The sequence below is a fragment of the Natrinema sp. DC36 genome, assembly GCF_020405225.1.
In the GTDB taxonomy this organism is placed as follows: Archaea; Halobacteriota; Halobacteria; order Halobacteriales; family Natrialbaceae; genus Natrinema.
Map to the genome: position 1 here is coordinate 3,828,617 of NZ_CP084472.1, position 18,758 is coordinate 3,847,374.

An 18,758-nucleotide genomic window follows, 5' to 3' on the forward strand; every position below is an offset into this window, starting at 1 on the left:
CGGTGCGTAACTCGGCTCACCTGTCGCTGTCGGGATCGGGCGTAACCATCCGAAGGCGAACCACCAGGTACACGGCGACGAACGCGAACGCGCCGGCGAACAGCCACGATCCGTTCATGACGGCGTTCGCGAACGCGATCGCGTTGAGCGCGATTCCCACGACGTACACCGATTTCCACCGTCGTTCGCTCATCGATCCTCACCGTCCGCCCGCGGCTCGAGGCGCGGTCGTTCCGGCGGTCTCGAGCGTCGGCGAAAGCTCGTTTTCATAGCCGTGCTTCGGGCCCGCTCCGATAAAACTCTGCAGTTCGAGATCCGCGGACTGCCTCGATACCGAGTACGACTCCGACCCGGGCGATGGGAGACGGGCATAGCGCGAGCAGCGAACTATAGAGACGGACGACGCGCGGCTCATACGGTCTGCTGCAACGATTTACCGGAGCAACCGCAGGACGGTTTGCGGTTGCGCCGGAAATGACTGACAGCGGTCCGTATCAGGCGAATTCGAGATCGTCGCTCGGTTCGACCTCGCCGAAGAGCCACGCGGCGTGATCGAGGGCGTACTCTCGGTGGCCCTCCTCGATCGCACCGATGCAGTCCTCGAGCATGATCGGCCGGAAGTCCCGCAGCCCCGCGCTGCCGCCGGTGTGGAGCACGCAGACGTTCGCGAGGGTGCCACAGATCACCAGATCGTCGATGTTGCGGGCGTTCAGCCACCCCTCGAGTTCGGTGTTGTAGAACGCGTCGTAGGTGTGTTTCTCGACGACGTGATCCCCGTCCTCGACGGAGAGTTCGTCGACGATCTCGGCCTCCCACGATCCCTCGACGACGTGCTCGCCCCACTGTTCGAACTCGTCGTAATAGTGAGCGTCGTCGAACTGTTCTGGGGGGTGGACGTCGCGGGTGAAGATCACCTGCGTCCCGGTCTCGCGAGCCCGCTCGAGGAGGTCGGTGATCGGTTCGATCACCGACTCGCTGCCCGGCGCGTACAGCGAGCCGTTCGGGTGACAGAACCCGTTTTGCATGTCGACGACCACCACTGCCGTCTCGGCTGGCTCGAGGCGCATGTCTGCCGGGTCGTACGGACGGGATCGTAAAAACGTTCGCGGCGTGCTCGAGCGTATCGTGGATCCCGTTCGTCGGTCGCGTGGTGTGCACGGTCCCCCGTCGCTCTCCCGCCCACCGTGGAAGCGCAGTCAGTATCGATGTGGATGGAACGGTGTGTTCTGGAGGGAATTGGTTGAGACGAAGCGTCCTGCTATCGTGGTAACAGGGAATAGCCACGCCCTCCCCAGCCGATTGCTACTCACGGGCCGAAGGCCCGTTCACGGGTCACTCCGTTCCCCGTTCACCTCGCGGTTCTCGCTCCCGACGATCGCTCCGAACCGCGCACCGTTCGTATGGTTCGCGGAACCTCCGGTTCCGCGCTAACGCTCGCTCCTATCGTCGCTCACTCATCCACTGGAAGACGCAAAGCGTCTTCCAAGCAGTCACTCGCTACACTCGTGACGACCTCGCACGGCTTCGGGCCGCGGCTCACTCGTTAGTTCGCAGTTCCCTCCGGTCACCGCTCACACTACCGAGGCCGTCACTCCGTTCAGGCCTCGCAGTTCGCCGCGGCACAGCGCGCGCCACCGCACGCTGGTTGACCAGTCCGAGGTGATACCTAGATCTCCTGTACCGAACGATTCGATCTCGAGCGAGCCGGGTGCGGACGGTCGGGTCAGCGAGGGACACCCGATTCGTCCCCGTCGGTCACCGTTGGCTCGAGTTGCGACTCGCCCCGGAGGTTCCCCTCGCCGCGTCGCGTCAGCCGGTACTTCCCCCCGACCGATTCTACACGTCGCCGACAGCGCGGTTCCCCTTCAAATGACTGCCCAATAGGAAAGGTCGTCCGACGAGTACGGACGTGCCGTCCGCTGGAATTGCCATCGGATCCGCAGTACCCATGCACTACAAACGCCTCGAGGAGTACGGCGCGATCGGCGACGGGAACACGGTCGCCCTCGTCGGTCGCGACGGCTCGATCGACTGGTGTCCGTTCCCGCACGTCGAGTCGCCGAGCGTCTTCGCCGCCGTTCTCGACGCCGACCGCGGCGGCCACTTCGCCGTCCGACCGAGCCAATCGTTCGAGTCCGTCCAGCGCTACCGCGATCGGACGAACGTCCTCGAGACGACGTTCCGGACCGCCGGCGGGAGCGCGACGGTGACGGACTTCATGCCCGTCCCGGAGGCGATCGGATCCGCGGATCGGGCGATCGGGCCCGACGACTGGCCGCCCGCGATCTATCGGAAACTCGAGTGCGAGGACGGCCCGCTCGAGCTTGCGATCGAGTTCGAGCCCCGATTCGACTACGCGCGTGACGCGCCCGAAATCGAGTCCGTTGCCGACGGCGTCGTCGCGACCGGCGACGACGAGCGTGCCGTCCTCTCGAGTGATCTGCCGCTCGAGCCGTCGGCCGACGGACGCGGGGCGCGCGCAACGGTGACGCTCGATGCCGGCGAGACGCGCTGGCTGGTGCTGGGCTACGGCGAGGAAATTCCCCTCGAGCCCTCACACCATCAGGAGACGCTCCGAGAGACCATCGAGTACTGGCGGGAGTGGGCCCACGACTGCGACGGGACGGACTGTCCCGTCGGCGGCCCGTGGCACGACCTCGCCGTCCGCTCGTCGCTCGTCCTCAAGCTCCTCATTCACCGGGAGACCGGCGCGGTGTGTGCGGCACCGACGGCCTCGCTGCCCGAGGACCTCGGTGGCGTCCGCAACTGGGACTACCGGTACAACTGGATCCGCGACTCGGCCTTCACCGTTCGGGCGCTGGCCGAACTGGGCCACCTCGAGGAAGCCCGGTCCTACTTCGAGCTGTGTCTCGACCACTGCAGCCAGCACGAGCCGGCGGAGATGCCGCCGGTCTACGGCCTCCACGGCGAGAGCGACCTCGAAGAGCGCGTCCTCGACCATCTCGAGGGATACCGCGGCTCCGCTCCCGTTCGCATCGGCAACGCGGCACAGAACCAACGCCAGCTCGATATCTACGGCGAACTGGTGCTCGCGCTCTACGAGAGCGTTCGCTACGGCGAGCCGATGCGGTCCGACGACTGGACGGTAGTGCGCGACCTCGTCGATTACGTCTCCGAGGGCTGGGACGAGCCGGACGCCGGTATCTGGGAGATGCGGACCGACCACCAAGGATTCGTCTACTCGAAGGTCATGTGCTGGACCGCGCTCGACCGCGGCATCAGGCTCGCCGAGGCGGCCGACAGCGTCGAGGCACCGCTCGAGCGCTGGCGGGCGGCCCGAGACGATGTCCGCGAGGCGATCCTCGAGCGCGGATTCAGCGAGTCCGCGAATAGCTTCGTACGAGCCTTCGGCGACGACGACACGCTCGACGCGGCGAACCTGCTCATCCCGGTCGTCGGCTTCCTCCCGGCCGACGACGATCGCGTGCGGGGGACGATCGATGCGACGATCGACCGGCTGGTGACCGACGACGGCCTCGTCCGCCGGTACGAGGGCGAGGACGGGCTCCCCGGCGAGGACAGCCCGTTCCTCGTCTGCTCGTTCTGGCTCGTCACCGCGCTCGCGCTCGCGGGACGAACCGAGGAGGCCCGCGATCGCTTCGAGTCCGTCCTCGAGTACGCCAGCCCGCTCGGATTGCTGGCCGAGGCGGTCGACCCCGAGAGCGGCGAACAGCGGGGTAACTACCCGCAGGCGTACAGCCACATCGGCCTGCTCAACAGCGCGCTCTCGCTGGCCGATTCGAACGGCTCGAGCGACGTGGGTTCCAGCGCCGCGGCGTCGCCGGTACCCCTGGGCCGTGACGAGTCGCTCGAGGACGTCGCCTCGAGCGGAGAGATCGTCCGCGGAACGAACGACACCGAGTAAGAGATACCGATGACAGAAGACAGCACTCACGACGCGACCGACGAAGGTACCGCCGTCACGACCGACGAAGGTACCGCCGTCACGACCGACGCTCGAGAGCGACGCTCGCGGGCCGACGACGGCGGTGGGAACGGAAACGGCGATCCCAGCGGCGGAGACGGAAACGGCGATCCCAGCGGCGGAGACGGGGATGGCGGCGACTCGATGCGTCCGGGTGACATGATGCTCAACCATCCGACGGAGGAGATCTGGCCCCAGTACGCCGTCATTTCGCTGGGGATCTGGCTCCTCGCGAGTACGCCGGCACTGGACTACGGGAGCGCGCTGATGGTCTGGAACAGTGTCGTCAGCGGACTCGTCCTGATCGCACTCGCGGGGATCACGATCTACCGCGAGAACGGCTACGCCAACTACGCCAACGGATTCGTGGGCCTCTGGCTGGTGTTCGCCCCGATCGCGTTCTGGGCCCCGACGGCCGCGGCCTACGCCAACAACGCGCTCGTAGGGACCATGGTGATCACGTTCTCGGTGCTGATCGTGATGCGCTCGGAGATGGACGGGCCGACCGTCCCGCCGGGCTGGTCGTACAACCCCTCGACGGGGGCCCAGCGCGCGCCGCTGATCGCGCTCGGGATCTTCGGCTTCTTCGCCTCGTGGTACATGGCCGCCTTCCAGCTGGGCTACATCGAGCGCGTCTGGGACCCGCTGTACGATCCGGGAACCCAGGCGATACTGACCTCGAGCATTTCGGAGGCGTTCCCGGTCTCGGACGCCGGCCTCGGCGCGGTGGCCTACTCGGTCGAGGCCCTGATGGGATTCATGGGCGACCGGCGGCGCTGGCGCACGATGCCGTGGATGGTCGCCTTCTTCGGCGTCGTCGTCATCCCGCTCGGCTTCGCGCAGGTGCTGCTGGTCATCATGCAGCCGATCATGGTCGGGACGTGGTGTACCCTCTGCCTCCTCTCGGCCTTCGGCATGCTGTGGATGATCTCGCTGACCGTCGACGAGGTCGTCGCGATGGGCCAGTTCGTCGCCCGACTGATGCGCCAGGGCGACAGCCTCTGGACGGCCTTCTGGATGGGCGGAACGTTCCCCGAGGACGAGGCTGGCATCGACGAGACCTCGGAGCGACAGATCGGCGACTCCCCTGTCAGCGAGCCCTTCTGGGGCGTCTCGATTCCCTGGACCCTGCTGGGCGCGATGGCGCTCGGCGTCTGGCTCATGCTCTCGCCGACCGTCTTCGAGACGACAGGGCTGATGGCCGACAGCAGCCATCTGGCCGGCTCGCTGGTCGTCTCCGTCACCGTCATCGCGACCGCCGAACCAGCCCGCGCGACCCGGTTCCTGAACGTCCCACTGGCCGCGTGGGTCGCCGTCGCTCCTTGGCTGTTCGACGGCGTCCCGACGCTCGCCGCGATCAATGCCGTCGCCGCCGCCGCGCTCATCGTGGTGCTCAGCGCCCCGCGCGGTTCGTTCGAGGACCGCTACGGCGGCTGGGAGGAGTACGCCACCCTCCAGACGGTCGATCGACTCAACCCCCTCAGTAGCTAACCATGTCCGAACCCATTGACTCCGAAGTCGTCGTCGTCACGGGCGCATCGGCCGGCGTCGGGCGAGCCACCGCTCGCGCGTTCGCCGAACGCGGCGCGAAGATCGGGCTGCTCGCAAGGGGCGAGGACGGCCTCGAGGGTGCGCGCAAGGATGTCGAGAGAGCGGGCGGCGAGGCGATCGTCGTCCCGACGGACGTCTCCGATTTCGACGCGGTCGACGCCGCGGCCGAGACCGTCGAGAACGCGTTCGGGCCGATCGATATCTGGGTGAACAACGCGATGGTGTCGGTGTTCTCGCCGGCCGCGGAGATGACCGCCGAGGACTACCGGCGGGTCACCGAGGTCACGTATCTGGGTTACGTTCACGGCACGCAGGTCGCTCTCGAGCGGATGCGCCCCCGCGACGAGGGGACGATCGTGCAGGTCGGCTCGGCGCTGGCGTATCGGGGTATCCCACTTCAGTCGGCTTACTGCGGCGCGAAACACGCGATCCAGGGGTTCACCGAGTCCGTCCGGACGGAACTCATCCACGACGACTGCGACGTCCAGCTCTCGATGGTACAGATGCCCGCGATGAACACCCCGCAGTTCGAGTGGTCGAAGAGCCGAATGCCGAAGAAACCCCAGCCGGTGCCGCCGATCTACCAGCCCGAGGTCGCCGCTCGAGCGATCACGTGGACCGTCGACCGCGGCAAGGACGAACTGTGGGTCGGCCGATCGACGGTGAAGGCGATTCTGGGCAACCGTCTGATTCCGCGGCGGCTCGACAACATGCTCGCGAGCGGCGGCTACGACTCCCAGCTGACCGGCGAGCCGACCGATCCGGACCGCGAAAACAACCTCCACGAGCCGCTGTCCGGGGACTTCGGCGCCCACGGGCCGTTCGACGACCGGGCTCGTGATCGGAGCTACCAGCTACAGGCGTCGATGCACCGGCGAGCGATCGCCCTGCTCGCCGCCCTCGCGGCCGTGATCGTGAGCGCGTTTCTCGGTCGATGGGCCGCATCGGCCGAATCCGGGTGAGCCGCTCGCACGACGCTACGGACATCCGCTCTCGCCGTCCGTCGCCGATCACCGTTCGTCGCGGTTTCCGAGCGGTACAACCGTCGTGCTTTTTGCACTGCCATTCTAACGGATAGCTACTCACTTCAGATGCAACCGACGCGCACACGCTCGTCCGTCGCTTTGCTCGCGGCCGTCCTCGCTGTGATGACGGTGGCGGGCGGGCTCGCCGGCCCGCTGGTGGCGACCAGTTCGGCCGCGGCGTCCGATAGCGCGTCCGCCACGACTTTCGACGGAGTAACCACTACGACTCCCGATGGGCCGGCCGCCGCGATGACCGATCGGACGGCAGTCCTCGAGTCGGCCACGGCATCGAGCGCGATGGCTGCGACACAGGATTCCCGTCCCGAGAACCCCTCGACCGAGGACACCGTCGGCTACGTCGAGGGCTACTGGTACGACGACGAGTTGGCCGTCGACGACCAGTCGAACGCGGTCGTCGACGAGGACGAACTCGATCCCGTTATCTATCGAGCGATGGCCCGCGTCGAGACGATCCGTAACGTGACCTTCGCGGACGAAGTCGCCGTCGACGTCGTCTCTCGGGAGACCTACCGGCAGACCAACGAGGAGCGCTTCGCGAACTACACCGCGGCCGAACGGCTCGAGCAGAACGTCGGCTACGAGGCGCTGTTCACGGTCGATCGGGAGACGGCGGCGTCCGACGCCACGGAGACGGTGTACGGCGGTGCCGTGAAGGGCTACTACGATCCTGCAACGGACGAGATCGTCATCGTCTCCGAGAACCCCGAGACGCCCGAACTGGACGAGCTGACGCTCGGCCACGAGCTCGTCCACGCGCTGCAGGATCAGCGCTTCAACCTGTCGCGGCTCCACGGCTCGACGCAGGACGCGGAACTGGCCGTCAACGGGCTGGCCGAAGGCGACGCCAGCTGGGTCGAGCGCGAGTACGAGGCGCGGTGTGGCTCCGAGTGGGACTGTCTCAGCCCGAGCGGCGGGGAGCAGGTCGGCAACTTCGACGTCAACTGGGGCATCTATTTCGCCGTCTATCAGCCCTACAACGACGGCCCCGACTACGTCGACTACCTGCGCAAGCAGGGCGAGGGCTGGTCGGCGGTCAACGCGGCCTACGACCACCCGCCCGCGACGACGTCTGCCGTGATCCACCCCGGCTCCGAGCGCGAGCCGACCGACGTCTCGGTCCCCGACCGCTCGAGCGACGGCTGGCGACAACTCACCGTCGACGGCGAGGTGGCGAACGACACCGTCGGCGAAGCAGGAATGGTCGCGATGTTCGCCGCCGACGCGATGGACGGGAGCCAGTCGTCGGTGATCAGCGCCGGCGAACTCTTCGGCAGCGAGGAAGGAAGCTACGACTACGACCACTCCGCTACCGACGGCTGGGCCGGCGACAAGCTGGTCATCTACACTACTGATGAGATCGATAACGAGAGCGACCCCGCCGCGGCCGGCGAGGCCGGCTACGTCTGGCGAACGGAGTGGCAGTCGGCCGGGGACTCCGAGGAGTTCCTCGACGGTTACCGCCAGCTACTCGACAACCACGGTGCCGAGGCGGTCGACGGACATCAGGACACCTTCGTGATCGACGATGGCGGCTACGCCGGCGCGTACTACCTCGAGCAGAACGGGACGGCGGCGACGATCGTTCGCGCCCCGTCGGTCGCGGAGCTGTCGAACGTCGAGACCGGTGCGGCACCCGAAGCCGCTCCCATTCCTGGTTTCAGTGTGACGGCCACAGTGGGCGCAATCGCGATCGCACTGCTCGGATCGGCGACCTGGTTCGCCGTCGGCCGCCACCGAACGTGACCGGGCTCCAAATCGATCGACGCGCCGTTCTCACAACTGGGCGACACCACCTTCTCGCGGTCGGCCGATCGACGGCGCTTTCACGATCTCGCCGAACGATGAGTCAATGAGCCGAGGCCGACTGTTCGCCGTCGTCGTGCTGGTCGTACTCTCGGGCTGTGCGCTTCCCGGCTCCCCCGGCGGGTTCGACGCGGACCGCGAACTCGGGCACGTCGGCGACTACGCCCACGACGACGTCTTCGAATTCGATGCGAGCGACGGCATCACCGAGGCGCAACTCGAGGCCGTGAAGTACCGCTCGATGGCCCGGATCGAGGTCGTCCGCGGACTGAAATACGACCGCGACGTCGACCTCGAGGTGATGAGCCGCGCCGAGTACCGCTCCCGACGGGCGTCCAACACCGAGAATGCGTCGGCGTTTAGCAACGAGGTCTGGCGCGGGGCATTCCTTGTCGACGGCGAGACGGACGTCAATCGGGCGTTCGACGATCTCTACGGTGATTCTATTCAGGGTTACTACGTAAACGACCGGATCGTCATAATTATTGACGACACTGACGAGATCCGGATCGACCGGCGGATCCTGGTCCACGAGCTGACCCACGCGCTGCAGGATCAACGGTTCGGTATCGCTCGCGAGAGCGAGACGATCGACGGGGTCCGCGCTGAAAACGGCCTGCTCGAGGGCGAGGCGAGCGTCGTCCCCGATCGGTACGACCGCCGGTGCGGGGGCGAGTGGCAGTGTCTGCCGGCCGTACAGCCGCCGACGATCGGGGGTGAGACGCTCGCCGATCGCCCGTTCAACGCCGGGCTCTTCCTCTCGATCTACGTGCCCTACGCCGAGGGGCCGCCGTTCGTCACCGATCTCACCGAGCGCGGCGGCTGGGACGCTGTCGACGCCGCCCACGAGGCGCCGCCCCGGAGCACCGCCCAGCTGATCCACCCGGAGCGCTATCCGGATACTGACCCGGTCGACATCGCGATCCCGGACCGCTCGAGCGACGAGTGGCGACCGATCACGGACGGCGGAGACGGCAACGACAGCGAGAGCCGGACGGAGACGATCGGCGAAGCCACGCTGTTCGCGACGCTCTGGGCCAACGGCGTCATCGAGCGCCCGCTCACTGAAGGGGCAACCGAGCGCTCGCAGTACAACTACTCGCATCCCGCGACGGCCGGCTGGGCCGGGGATAGCATCCACGTGTACCAGCGGACGGACGAGCCCGGCCAGACCGGCCACGTCTGGCGGGTCGCCTGGGAGAGTCGCGCCGACGCGACTGAATTCGCCGATGCGTACCGGCAACTCCTCGCGAACCGCGGGGCCGAGCGGGTCGACACTGCTGGAAACGGCATCTACCGGATCTCCGACGGCGAGGCCTTCGAGGGCGCGTATCGCGTCTCCGTCACCGGCGAGACGGTCGAGATCGTCGGCGCGCCGACTGTCGGGGATCTCGAGGCGATTCACCCCACCGAATCGGGCTCGAACCAAGGTGGGTCCGGGGCAGCGCTCGAGCCTGCGACTTCCCTCGAGCGAACGGCCACCGCCGAACCGACCGCCACCGCCGCGTCGTCACGGCTCGCAGCGCCGTTTCCGATCGAGCCGCCGAAGACGCCGCGAGCGCCGGCAGACGGGTAGTTTTTTTGTCTTCGACGGGAAACCGACGATATGTCAAATCCGTTCGAAACCGTCCCCGCAGCGGCGATTCTCGAGGGGGACGCAACTGACGCCTACTTCGAGCGCACGCGGACCACGCTCGAGCACGCGGGCAAGAACCCCCGCGTCGTCGCCGAAGTAACCGCCGACCAGTTCCCGACGGGGGAGTTCGACGTGTTTACCGGCGTGAAAGACGTGGCGACGCTGTTCGAGGGCCGCGCCGTCGACGTCGACGCGCTCCCCGACGGCCAGCTGTTCGACGGCGGCCCCGTCCTCCGGGTCGAGGGCCCCTACCTCGAGTTCGCCGAACTCGAGACCTCGCTGCTCGGCTTCCTGTCCCAGCCCAGCGGGTTCGCGACGGCCGCGCTCGAGGCCAGACTGGCGGCCCCGGACTCGATCGTCCTCTCCTTCGGCGCGCGCCACGTCCATCCCTCGATCGCGACGACGGTCGAGCGGGCCGCGTTGCTCGCGGGTCTCGACGGCTTCTCCCACGTCGCGGCGGGCGAGATTCTGGGGCGAGAGGCGGGCGGAACGATGCCCCACGCGCTCATGTTCTGCTTCGGCGAGGGGAACCAGGCCGCGGCGTGGACGGCGTTCGACGAGGCCGTCAGCGAGGATGTCCCCCGGATCGCGCTGGTCGACACCTTCTGGGACGAGAAGAGCGAGAGCCTGCTGGCCGCCGAGACGCTCGGCGACGATCTCGACGGCGTTCGCATCGACACCACGAGTTCCCGTCGCGGCGACTTCCGGCACATCATCCGCGAAGTCCGCTGGGAACTCGACGCACGCGGTCACGAGGGCGTCGACATCTTCTGTAGCGGCGGCCTCGAGCCCGAAACCATCCGCACGCTGCGCGACGTCGCCGACGGCTTCGGCGTCGGCAGCCACATCACCGGCGCCGACTCGGTCGACTTCAGCCTCGATATCGTCGAAATCGAGGACGAGCCGATCTCCAAGCGGGGCAAACTATCGGGGGTCAAGGATGTCTACCGGACGCCCGACGGCGGCCACCACGTCGCACTGGCCGACCGCGACGGCCCCGACGAGGGCGAGGCGCTGTTCGAGCCGCTGATCCGGGACGGCGAGGTCGTCCGGGAGTTCGACCTCGAGGCGGCCAGCGAGCGGTGTCTGGCCGACGCCGGTCGGGTCGACTTCACAACTCAATAAGCTAAAGTTTCCGGGCCGAAACAACCGCGCTATGAGTTCAACCGACGGTACCGGGTCGCATACTCACGCCGACATCGCGAACCGGTTGGCCGTTCAGCTCGCGTTCATCATCGGCGCCGCTGCGGCCATCAATCTCCCGCTCTCGGTTCTCACGCACCGGACCGGGCTTACCGGGGGCGCCGATCAGGTCCTCGTGAACCTGTTCGTACTCTGGCTCGCCGTCCGCGTCGTCTTCGCCGCGCTCGATGCCCTGCTCGAGGCGAAGCTCACGACGGTCGCTGCCGGAGACGGAGCCTAGCCGGCCGACGTCGGTTCCGTTGCCCCGTTCGAACGGCTGGATCGTCTGAAGGCCGTTGCGTTCATCTACGGACTCGACATACGGTCGGTACTGTCGGTCGAGAAATAGCCCCAAAACCTCGCGGTCCGCGCTTTCGACGCGCGACTCGAGCCGTCCCCCCGTTCCCTTCTCAGAGTTCCTCGATGCTGCCGTCGGCCTTTCGCTCGCGGAAGACCTGGCCTTCGAACAGCGTGACGATAACGTCGTCGTTCTGCCAGGCACCCGGCGCGAGCTTCGCCTTCCGGCAGGTTCGGTCGAGGTACTCGCGGGCGCTCCAGTCGTTCTCGACCGGCACCGTCGGATACATCCAGCCGCCCTCGCCGCCGTCGATGGCGACGCCGTGGGTGCCGAGCTCGAGATCGGCCAGCGGGTCGTCCGTTAGCAGCACGTTCCTGACGGTACAGACCGAAACCGTCAGGTTCGGGAGCTCCGAGGGGCTCACCTCCGAGCCACAGGAGTCCTCGCTGGCGGCCTCGATCGCCGCGTCCACGATGACGTGGCCGAGCTGATCGTCCGAGTGGTAGCCACCCGCACAGCCCCGCAGGCTCCCCCGGCCGCGGGTCGACTCGAGGCGGACGAACGCACCGGTCCGCTCGTAGAAGGCCTCGCGCATGCTGCCTGGTTGTTCTCGCTGCCCGTGTCGTACGTAGGAGTCGACGGATTCACGCGCGAGTTCGACCGCGCGCGCACCGTCCTCGTAGGAAAGGTCGACGCCCTGTCCCTGGGACATACAGATGGACAAGGGGATAGTCGTCCTAAAACGCTTCCATTCGTGACGGTGCTCTTTTTGTATCTCCGATCGGGGGACTTATTCGACCGACGCTCCAAGAAACGGTGGGAGAGAGAGCCTGGCTGCCGCGATGGTCTCGCCGGCAACGGTGGGACCACCTGGCGTGGTTCATCCCTTCGGGATGCATCACGCCACTACCGTTGCCCGTCCCTTCGGGACGCGCAACGCTCATACCGTGGACCGACTCTTCGAGTCGCTCCACGCTCGTAACGTGGGCCGTCCCTCCGGGACGCCCCACGCCCGCGAGGAAAGTCCCCCCACCCGTTCGGGCGGGTGACCGGACGCAAGTCCGGAGCGGGAGACCGCTGGCTCTGGAACAGAAACGACACGTCTCGGCCAGACCGATGATGCGTGCGAACCCGACCGAGAGGAAGGGGAGTTGACCCGCAGAGGGAACGCGTGGCCGCATATCGCTCGCGGTTTGAATCCGCGGATCACGCTCGGCGTGATCGACCACCACTGCTGGCCGAGGATCGATGGAACGGCGAATCCTCACCGGTGCAAGTCCGCGCCGTGGTAGCCCGAACACCCCGCGGCCCCGCCGCGGACGGCGCGGACGCTCAGCCGAATGCCGGGTCGAACAGAAGGGGGCTTACTCCTCTCACCCAGTTTCACCCTCGAGAGCGATCGCGCCGACTCAAGGCGGCCTCGAGTATTCTATCGGCGCGTGTGGACCCCCGTCATTCCTCACCGTCGACTACTGCGGATCGCTTCCTGAAGCGTAGGCGCGATAGGCGCGGCTTCGGCTCCGCCGGATTCGCCGAGGCGAACTCTCTCGCTACGATATCCAGCGCTACTACGACACCCAGCGTCGCTACGCTATCACGCTCCACATCGTCCGTAGCATGTACCGGGTTCGCTGTTTGCCGTCGGTTTCTGGGTCGTCACTCTCGTTCTGGACGTCGGTCTCTCCGCCCTCCTCGGTTTCGTCCGATCCGGCCTGCACCTCATCCGTGGCGTTCGAATCCGGGCCGTCGGTTTCGTCGACTTCACCGCGTTCGTCGTCTCCCGTATCTCCCTCCGCTTCCTCGTCTCCTTCGTCGCGTTCGCCCTCGTTTGCGCGAATCACAGTCAGTCCGCCGTCGTCGATGTAGATCGCTCGATCGGCGACCACGCATCGCCCTCCCACGTACGCGCTCTCCGTTCGCGAAAAGACCCACTGTTCGCCGCCATCGTCGAGATCGAACGCGACGAGCGAGTTTTCGTACTCGCCGCCCTGTAATCCGAAGCTGACGAGGACCGCGTTGCAGGCGATCACGGGATCGCCGATACAGTGCGAGTACTTCCCCACGGACCACCGCTCGTCGCCGCTCTCGAGGTCGATCGCGACGAGTTCGTACCGCGTGACGAAGACCAGCGTCTCCCCGCGGACGGCGAGTCGGCGAATCCCGCCGCCCCATCCCTCCTCGCGCTCACCGGTCGCCGAATCGTAGGCGATGACTTCCTCTGAACCGGTTCGAACGAATACCCGCTCGTCGGTCGCCACGAGGTCATACAGGTAGTAGTAATACGTGTCGGCCGTCAGCCGCTGCTCGCCCGTCAGCGGATCGAGACCGACGATCGTTCCAGCTTCGGCGAGCACGAAGACGCGCTCGTCGGTGGCCGCCACTCCCCCCTCGATCGTTCGGTCGACCTCGTTCTGTTCCTCCCAGGGATCGCCGACGGTCACGGTGGCCGAGTCGCAACGCCAGTCGATCTCGCCGGTCTCACAGTCGATCGCGGACAGCCCGCCGTCGGCGCAGACGTACACCCGCTCGAACGCGACCGTCGGCGGCGAGACGGCGGGTTCGTCAGCGTCGGAATCGGTGGCGGCGTCGGAGACCGAGGTTTGCCATCGAACGTCCCCGTTCGCGGCATCGAGCGCGGTGACGCCCCGATCGCCGCTCACGAAGACGGTCCCGTACGCGACCGTCGGCGATTCGCTGGCACCGACGTCCTCGCTTTGCCACTCGAGCGACCCGTCGGCGGCATCGAGCGCGTGCACCGCTCCCTCCACCGGCAGATAGACCATACTGTCGTCGACGACCGGCAATCCCCCGACGTCGGCCGTCCAGTCGACCTCGAGAGCGTCGAAATCGAACCCGTCGCCGAACCCGTGGTCGGAGCCGACCGCGGCCGTATTTCCGTATCCGCCTCGAGCGGCGGACCAGCCCGCCACAGCCTCCGGCGGCTGCGGCGGAAGCTCATCTCCCGCGTCGGTTGTCGACGCTGCGCTCCCTGACCCCGCTAGCACGCCACTGGCTGCGATAGTCGTTGCACATCCCGTCAAGAATCGTCGCCTTGTGTTTCTGTGCACACATTTCTACGGTGCGGTAGCCATACTATATATTCTACAATTAAACCGATTCATATGGGAAACATACCATTTTATTCTGTTTCATATCTGCAACAGTCACCGATCGTCGTCTGCGGGCGGCAACGCGTGCATTTAGCGAGTTGCCGGAATGACTCCGAACTCATCGTCGTCACTTGTGTTCATCCCCACGTGTGTTCATGCGCGCGGGGTGGAAGGCGAACGTGCTCGCGAAGAAGCGCAGGATACTTTCGTCACCGCCGGTGGGCGCTCTCAGTTCGTTACTGCGGCTATCTTACGAATCTTCGGCGAGAACGTCCCCGGACCGATTTTCGCAACGAACTGATAGCCCGTGTTCTTCGGTAGTCCTGACGGAGTCCAACGCGAACGAAGTGAGCGTCCTGACGGAGATTTGAACACGGGAAGACGGTCGCTCCCTTCGGTCGCGCTGTCGTTCGAGAGAGCTCCGCTCTCTCGTGACTGAGCGAATCGAAGATTCGCGAGGTCAGCGAGACCGGAGGTCTCGCTTGATGACGAAAGACGCTTCGCGTCTTTCGAACCACGACTTCCCTGCTCAAATCTCCGTATCCGTTTTCGCGCGACGGATACTCGCACCGTTACGCGGTGCTCGTGAGTTTGTCGCGCGAAAAACGTCCTGACGGAGATTTGAACTCCGGTCCCTGGCTCCGCAAGCCAAGAGGATAGTCCACTACCCTACCAGGACTCATCTCTTCGTAACTGCGTGGACATTAAAGCCCTTTCGAAAGGCTCCCGTTGCCGCCCCGGACTTTCGTGGCCGTTGCGGCGTCAATGATGGTCCCTTGAGTTTGGTCACCAGTCTCAACCATCGTCCTTTCTCGGCGGTTCGCCGTCGTATCGGCGTTCTGAGCGATCCCCCGCTTGCGCACGGCCACACTGACGTTTATATAACAGGGCGCGGCCAGTGAGACGCATGACCTCCTGTGCGAACCCCGTCGTCGCGCGGTCCGGACGAGCCGTTTCCGACGGATCGAAACTACCGGGTACGACACGGATACTCCCCATCTCTGTCGGATGGCGCGACACGCTGAGATACCGAATGGATAACGCTTATGCGCGGGCTACCCATGCACGAGCATAGAATGAGCGACATCGAGGGCGTATATGAGGACCTCGAGGCCGACGTTTCTCTCGAGGAGTTTCGCGAGGCCGTCGAGGCGAAAGTCGAGCAGATGGGGGGACTCGCAGATGAGGAGACGGCGGCGATGCTCGTCGCTCACGAAGTCGGCGAGAGCGAGGTCGGCGGAATCGCCGACATCGAACCCGGGATGGAGGAGGCGAAGTTCGTCGCCAAAGTGCTCTCGATCGGCGAGGTGCGCACCTTCGAGCGCGATGGCGAGGACGAAGACGGGCAGGTCGTCAACGTCGAGGTGGCAGACGAGACCGGTTCCGTGCGAGCGGCGTTCTGGGACGATCACGCCCAGGCCGCCATCGAGGAACTCGAGGAGGGCCAGGTCCTGCGGATCAAGGGCCGACCCAAGGAGGGCTTTTCCGGCGTCGAAATCAGCGTGGACGACGTCCAACCCGACGATGATACCGAGATCGACGTGCAGGTCTCCGATACGTACACCGTCGAGGACCTCTCGCTCGGTCTCTCGAACGTCAACCTCGTCGGCCTGCTTCTGGACACCGACAGCGTGCGGACGTTCGACCGCGACGACGGCTCGGAGGGGAAGGTCTCGAACCTCGTCCTCGGCGACTCGACCGGTCGCATTCGCGTGACCCTGTGGGACGAGCAGGCCGATCTCGCAACTGAACTCGAGGCCGGGACGACCGTCGAAGTGATCGACGGCTACGTCAAGGACCGCGACGGCAGCCTCGAGCTTCACGTCGGTAACCGCGGTGCCGTCGAGGAAGTCGACGAGGAGGTCGAGTACGTCCCCGAGAGCACGCCGATCGAGGACCTCGAGATCGATCAGATGGTCGACATCGCTGGCGTCGTTCGCTCGGCCGATCCCAAGCGAACGTTCGATCGCGACGACGGCTCGGAGGGACAGGTCCGGAACATCCGCGTCCAGGACGCGACCGACGACATCCGCGTCGCCCTCTGGGGCGACAAAGCCGACATCGATATCGGTCCGGGCGACGAGGTCGTACTCGGCGACGTCGAGATTCAGGACGGCTGGCAGGACGATCTCGAGGCCTCCGCGGGCTGGCAGTCGACGATCACAGTTCTCGAGTCCGACTCGTCCGGCACCGGTGAGTCCGAGGGCGATACGAGCGGCTCGAGTGACGAGAACGCCGGCCTGTCTGCCTTTGCCAGTGACGACGGTGGCTCAGGCGAGAACGGCGCCGGTGAGAGCACCTCCTCGAGTGCCTCGACCGACGCTACCGACGATAGCGCCAGTGCTGACGTCGAGACCGACTCGGACGAACCATCCGACGGCGAGGAACGCGAATTCACCGGCGTCGTCGTGCAGGCGGGCGACCCGATCGTGCTCGACGACGGCGAAACGACCATGAGTATCGCGACCGACGCCGACGTCGGTCTCGGCGAGGAGGTAACCGCCCGAGGGGTCGTCCGCGACGGCCGTCTCGACGCAAACGACGTGTTCTGACGCGGCGAGCAACCTCATCGGCCGCCTAGGAAAAGCGTTAAGGGAGTTAGCTTCGCCTATCATGATATGAACGTCGAACTCCCGTTCGCCCCGGTGGATACGATCATCCGGCGGAACGCAGGCAATCTTCGGGTGAGTGCTGACGCGTCGAAGCAACTCGCAACGCGGATTCAGGAACACGGGAGCGAACTCGCAATCGACGCCGCCGAAGAGGCGACGGCTGACGGCCGGAAGACGCTGATGGCGCAGGATTTCGGCGTCGAAGCGGTCGTCGACAAGGATGGCCTCGAGCTCCCGGTCGCGCCGGTCGATCGCATCGCCAGGCTGGAAATCGACGATCGCTATCGCGTCTCGATGGACGCCCGCGTCGCCCTCGCCGATATCCTCGAGGACTACGCGGATAACGTCGCCCGGGCGGCCGCGACTCTCGCACACCACGCCGACCGGCGGACGATCACCGACGACGACATCGAGACGTACTTCTCGCTGTTCGAGTGAGCAGATGCAGTTCGGCTACAGCGAGCTCTGTCTCGCACACGATCCCGGTTCGCGCCACCCGGAGTCGCCGGACCGGTTACGGGCGATCCGGGAACGGCTGAAGAAGAAACACGGCGTCACGTACGTCGAGAGCGATCCGTGCGAACTCGACACGATGGCGGCCGTCCACGACCGCGAGTACCTCGAGTCCGTTCGGGAGTTCTGTACCGACGGTGGCGGGAGCTGGGACCCCGACACCGCCGCCGTCGAGGAAACCTGGGACGCGGCCTGCCAGAGCGCCGGGCTCGCCTGCTGGGCCGCCGAGGCGGCGCTCGAGGGTGATACGGGCCGTGACACACCTTTCTCGATCGGTCGGCCGCCGGGCCACCACGCGGTCTACGACGACGCGATGGGGTTTTGCTTCGTCAATAACGCAGCCGTGGCCGCCCAGTACGCCCTCGATCACGACGCGTACGACGTCGACCGGGTGGCGATCCTCGACTGGGACGTCCACCACGGCAACGGAACGCAGGACATCTTCTACGACAGGGGCGACGTGTTCTTCGCCTCGATCCACGAGCAGGGGCTCTACCCCGGCACCGGCGACGTCGACGAGACCGGCGAGGGAGACGGCGACGGGACGACGATGAACGTTCCGATGCCGGCCGGCACCGACGACCGCGAGTATCTGGCCGCCGTCGACGGGCCGATCACCGCCGCCTTCACCGCGTTCGATCCCGATCTCCTCCTCATCAGCGCGGGTTTCGACGCCCATCGTCACGATCCCATCTCGCGGATCCGACTCTCGACCGAGGCCTACGCGCTGATGAGCGACCGCATGCGGTCCCTCGCCGACGACACCGACGCCGCGCTGGCGTTCGTCCTCGAGGGCGGCTACGGATTGGACGTGCTCGCCGACAGCGTGGCACTCGTCCACGAGACCTTCGACGGTCGCGAACCGATCGAGCCCGACGACGAACCCGGCGACAACGCCGAATCGGCCCTCGAGGACGTGCTCGAGGCCCACGATCTCGACGTGGACCTGAACGATCTCTGACGAAACGGATCGCGGCAGTGACGAGGCGCTGCGCTCCTCATACGGTCTGCTGTAACGATGTACCGGTGCGACCGCAGGCTGGATCGCGGTCGCGCCGGAA

Annotated in this window: 14 protein-coding genes, 1 tRNA gene and 1 other RNA gene; 11 read left to right on the forward strand and 5 right to left on the reverse strand. The window is 66.2% G+C overall.

The genetic code is table 11. The annotated features are described in order from the left end of the window. Positions 1-16: 16 nt before the first annotated feature. Both LDH74_RS19495 and LDH74_RS19500 read right to left on the reverse strand, forming a co-directional pair. A complete protein-coding gene (locus LDH74_RS19495; protein ID WP_226040325.1) occupies positions 17-193 on the reverse strand; it encodes a hypothetical protein in 177 nt (58 codons plus the stop codon). A gap of 301 nt (positions 194-494) precedes the next feature. Continuing rightward, positions 495-1,067, reverse strand: coding sequence for an isochorismatase family cysteine hydrolase (locus LDH74_RS19500; protein WP_226040326.1), 573 nt, complete (start codon positions 1,065-1,067; stop codon positions 495-497). Positions 1,068-1,948: 881 nt separating this feature from the next. Here LDH74_RS19500 and LDH74_RS19505 point away from each other — a divergent pair. From LDH74_RS19505 to LDH74_RS19535, 7 genes are all read left to right on the forward strand, one after another. After that, complete coding sequence (locus LDH74_RS19505; RefSeq protein WP_226040327.1) at positions 1,949-3,886, forward strand: glycoside hydrolase family 15 protein; 1,938 nt, start codon at positions 1,949-1,951, stop codon at positions 3,884-3,886. Between the two features lie 9 nt (positions 3,887-3,895). Beyond that, entirely contained in the window at positions 3,896-5,437 is a 1,542-nt protein-coding gene (locus tag LDH74_RS19510) for a vitamin K epoxide reductase family protein (protein WP_226040328.1), read from the forward strand. Positions 5,438-5,439: 2 nt separating this feature from the next. Then, complete coding sequence (locus LDH74_RS19515) at positions 5,440-6,459, forward strand: SDR family oxidoreductase (protein WP_226040329.1); 1,020 nt, start codon at positions 5,440-5,442, stop codon at positions 6,457-6,459. A 129-nt stretch (positions 6,460-6,588) separates the two neighbouring features. Next, the gene (locus LDH74_RS19520) at positions 6,589-8,286 is read left to right on the forward strand and encodes an Hvo_1808 family surface protein (RefSeq protein ID WP_226040330.1); all 1,698 of its coding nucleotides are present in this window, start codon (positions 6,589-6,591) and stop codon (positions 8,284-8,286) included. A 106-nt stretch (positions 8,287-8,392) separates the two neighbouring features. Continuing rightward, positions 8,393-9,922 (forward strand): Hvo_1808 family surface protein, encoded by a 1,530-nt coding sequence (locus tag LDH74_RS19525; RefSeq protein WP_226040331.1) that lies wholly within the window; start codon positions 8,393-8,395, stop codon positions 9,920-9,922. Between the two features lie 30 nt (positions 9,923-9,952). Then, positions 9,953-11,107 carry a nicotinate phosphoribosyltransferase gene (locus LDH74_RS19530; RefSeq protein WP_226040332.1) on the forward strand — a complete coding sequence of 385 codons (1,155 nt, stop codon included), beginning with the start codon at positions 9,953-9,955 and terminating at the stop codon, positions 11,105-11,107. A gap of 31 nt (positions 11,108-11,138) precedes the next feature. After that, positions 11,139-11,405 carry a hypothetical protein gene (locus LDH74_RS19535; RefSeq protein WP_226040333.1) on the forward strand — a complete coding sequence of 89 codons (267 nt, stop codon included), beginning with the start codon at positions 11,139-11,141 and terminating at the stop codon, positions 11,403-11,405. Positions 11,406-11,574: 169 nt separating this feature from the next. Here the strand turns inward: LDH74_RS19535 and LDH74_RS19540 are convergent, their stop codons facing one another. Next, the gene (locus LDH74_RS19540; RefSeq protein WP_226040334.1) at positions 11,575-12,174 is read right to left on the reverse strand and encodes a TIGR00296 family protein; all 600 of its coding nucleotides are present in this window, start codon (positions 12,172-12,174) and stop codon (positions 11,575-11,577) included. A gap of 286 nt (positions 12,175-12,460) precedes the next feature. Here LDH74_RS19540 and rnpB point away from each other — a divergent pair. Next, positions 12,461-12,841: RNase P RNA component (gene rnpB, locus LDH74_RS19545), an RNA gene on the forward strand. Between the two features lie 207 nt (positions 12,842-13,048). On the opposite strand, the gene LDH74_RS19550 is transcribed toward rnpB, so the two are convergent. Continuing rightward, entirely contained in the window at positions 13,049-14,392 is a 1,344-nt protein-coding gene (locus LDH74_RS19550; protein ID WP_226040335.1) for a PQQ-binding-like beta-propeller repeat protein, read from the reverse strand. A 786-nt stretch (positions 14,393-15,178) separates the two neighbouring features. Further along, positions 15,179-15,251, reverse strand: a tRNA-Arg gene (locus LDH74_RS19555). Positions 15,252-15,648: 397 nt separating this feature from the next. Here LDH74_RS19555 and LDH74_RS19560 point away from each other — a divergent pair. The 3 genes from LDH74_RS19560 (at position 15,649) to LDH74_RS19570 (ending at position 18,658) form a co-directional block, all read left to right on the forward strand. After that, the gene (locus LDH74_RS19560) at positions 15,649-17,124 is read left to right on the forward strand and encodes a single-stranded DNA binding protein (RefSeq protein WP_226040336.1); all 1,476 of its coding nucleotides are present in this window, start codon (positions 15,649-15,651) and stop codon (positions 17,122-17,124) included. A gap of 66 nt (positions 17,125-17,190) precedes the next feature. Further along, the gene (locus LDH74_RS19565; protein ID WP_226040337.1) at positions 17,191-17,622 is read left to right on the forward strand and encodes a histone; all 432 of its coding nucleotides are present in this window, start codon (positions 17,191-17,193) and stop codon (positions 17,620-17,622) included. A gap of 4 nt (positions 17,623-17,626) precedes the next feature. Further along, positions 17,627-18,658 carry a histone deacetylase gene (locus LDH74_RS19570; protein WP_226040338.1) on the forward strand — a complete coding sequence of 344 codons (1,032 nt, stop codon included), beginning with the start codon at positions 17,627-17,629 and terminating at the stop codon, positions 18,656-18,658. Positions 18,659-18,758: the final 100 nt, after the last annotated feature.